The sequence below is a fragment of the Nocardia uniformis NBRC 13702 genome, assembly GCF_001613345.1.
GTDB classification, from domain to species: Bacteria; Actinomycetota; Actinomycetes; order Mycobacteriales; family Mycobacteriaceae; genus Nocardia; species Nocardia uniformis.
On record NZ_BDCE01000071.1, the window covers coordinates 1 to 2,098 of the forward strand.

At 64.6% G+C, this 2,098-nt stretch carries 3 protein-coding genes; all 3 read left to right on the forward strand.

Features of this window, described 5'->3' with window-relative positions; all coding sequences use genetic code 11:
* Positions 1-926: hypothetical protein (locus NU1_RS26590; protein WP_218027859.1), on the forward strand; the 926-nt coding region annotated here is incomplete at its 5' end.
* 9 nt (positions 927-935) lie between these two features.
* Positions 936-1,613, forward strand: coding sequence for an endonuclease NucS (nucS, locus tag NU1_RS26595; RefSeq protein WP_067525483.1), 678 nt, complete (start codon positions 936-938; stop codon positions 1,611-1,613).
* Between the two features lie 9 nt (positions 1,614-1,622).
* The gene (locus tag NU1_RS43440; RefSeq protein ID WP_084521832.1) at positions 1,623-1,928 is read left to right on the forward strand and encodes an Rv1322 family protein; all 306 of its coding nucleotides are present in this window, start codon (positions 1,623-1,625) and stop codon (positions 1,926-1,928) included.
* The last annotated feature ends 170 nt before the right edge of the window (positions 1,929-2,098 follow it).

Genomic DNA, 2,098 nt, shown 5'->3' on the forward strand with positions numbered 1-2,098 from the left:
AGAAGACCCCCAGCCATCGGCTGGGGGTCTTCCTCGTTTCCGGATACTTCCTTCAGGTAGCCGAGTACTCGAGTAGTCGTACGGTGTCGGCGTGCGGACTTTTCCACGAGGCTGTCGGCATGAAGCAATACTGGGGGCTGTTCTGGGCAACGACCGCTCTGGCGATGATCGTTGCTGCCCTTCTCATTTGGGGCGATGTCGACCCGACGACCGTAATCGGCGCGGTGCTCGGATTCGTCGCGTTCTTCTGGCTGCTGGTCGTGGTGACGGTTCCGTGGAATCTGTACTTTGCCGCTCGGCAGGTCCGCCATCGCGTGGATTCCACACTGGTACGCGGTATTCCGGTTCCGCCGGAGCGCGCGGCTGAGGTGCTGACACTGTCGAGGCGACTGTTGGGCATGGCGATCGGCGCGCACGTCGTCTCGGCATTGGTGGCCGTAGTCGTGGCCGCGATATCCGGATACATGCTCGGCTACTACGTCGCCGGGTTCTTCCTGGCCAGTATCGTATTGCGGCCCGCAGCAGCGTATTTCGTCTATCTGCGGGCGCGGATCGTGACCATCTCCGACGATATCGCCTTCCCTCCCGACGATATCGCCGAACTGCGACGGCGGGTGGTCGCGGTCGATGATGAGCTCACCGCGTGGCGGGAGCGAACACAGGACTGGCACGATTCGGACGAACGGCAGATCGACGATCTCCGCGACTCCGTCCGGCGGCAGGACGAGCGGGCTCGGGAGGAACAGCGGATGGTTCGCGAGACCGTCGCTCGTGACCACGCCGAGTTGCTGGGTCGCGCCAATGCCGTCGATCAACGCGTAGCGGGCATGGTCACGCATTTCGATGCCGCCCTCGACGGGGTCACCGACCAGCAGGAAATCATCGCGGGGCTACGCGCTTTCGCCCGGCTGATGCACAGTCACTAGAGTGGACCGGTGCGCCTCGTGATTGCTCGCTGCCAAGTGGACTACGTCGGCCGTCTCACCGCTCATCTGGCCATGGCGCGTCGCCTCCTGCTCATGAAGGCCGACGGCTCCGTGCTGGTCCATTCCGACGGTGGCTCCTATAAGCCGCTGAACTGGATGAGCCCACCGTGCTGGATGGAGGAGCGCGATAGCGAGACCGGCGCGGCCAAGCTCTGGGTCGTCACCAATAAGGCCGGTGAGGAACTGCGCATCACCATCGAGGAGATCGAGCACGATTCCTCGCACGAACTGGGTGTGGACCCGGGGCTGGTGAAGGACGGTGTCGAGGCGCACCTGCAGGAGCTGCTGGCCGAACATATCGAAACCCTCGGTGCCGGTTACACACTCATTCGCCGCGAGTACATGACGGCCATCGGTCCGGTGGATATTCTCTGCCGCGACGCCGATGGCGCGACGGTGGCCGTGGAGATCAAGCGTCGCGGTGAGATCGACGGCGTCGAGCAGCTGACCCGGTATCTCGAGCTGCTCAACCGCGATCCGCTGCTGGCCCCGGTTACCGGTGTCTTCGCCGCCCAGCAGATCAAGCCGCAGGCCAAGACCCTGGCCAATGACCGCGGCATCCGCTGTCTGACGCTCGACTACAACGTGCTACGCGGCACCGACAGCAGCGAATTCCGGCTGTTCTAACCTCGAATCATGCCCCGCCGGAAACCGCGCCCCAGTCGGTCCTCGGCGCGATCCCCGCAGGATCAGCGTCCGCTCGGTGACGTCTTCGGTCGGACCGAAACAGGGCCGGACGGCGAGTCGTACATGGTGCGACAGATTCCGGGATCCCGCGCGACGAAGCGGTACCGGTGCCCGGGTTGCGACCATGAGGTCATGCCCGGCGTAGCGCATATTGTCGCCTGGCCCGCTCACGACGGTGAGGACGACCGTCGCCATTGGCACACCGGCTGCTGGAACGGCAGAAATACGCGCCGCATCACCCGTCGCTGGTCTTGACCAGGACCTCGTTAGCCCGAGAGGCCGAGCCCGGGCCATTCCGGGATGCCGCGCCTTGTCAGCAGGGCATGTGACGCCCTGGCCAGCAGGGCATGCGATGCCTAGCCAGCAGGTCATACGACGCCTGGTCAGCACGGCATATGACGCCCTGGTCAGCACGGCACACAGCC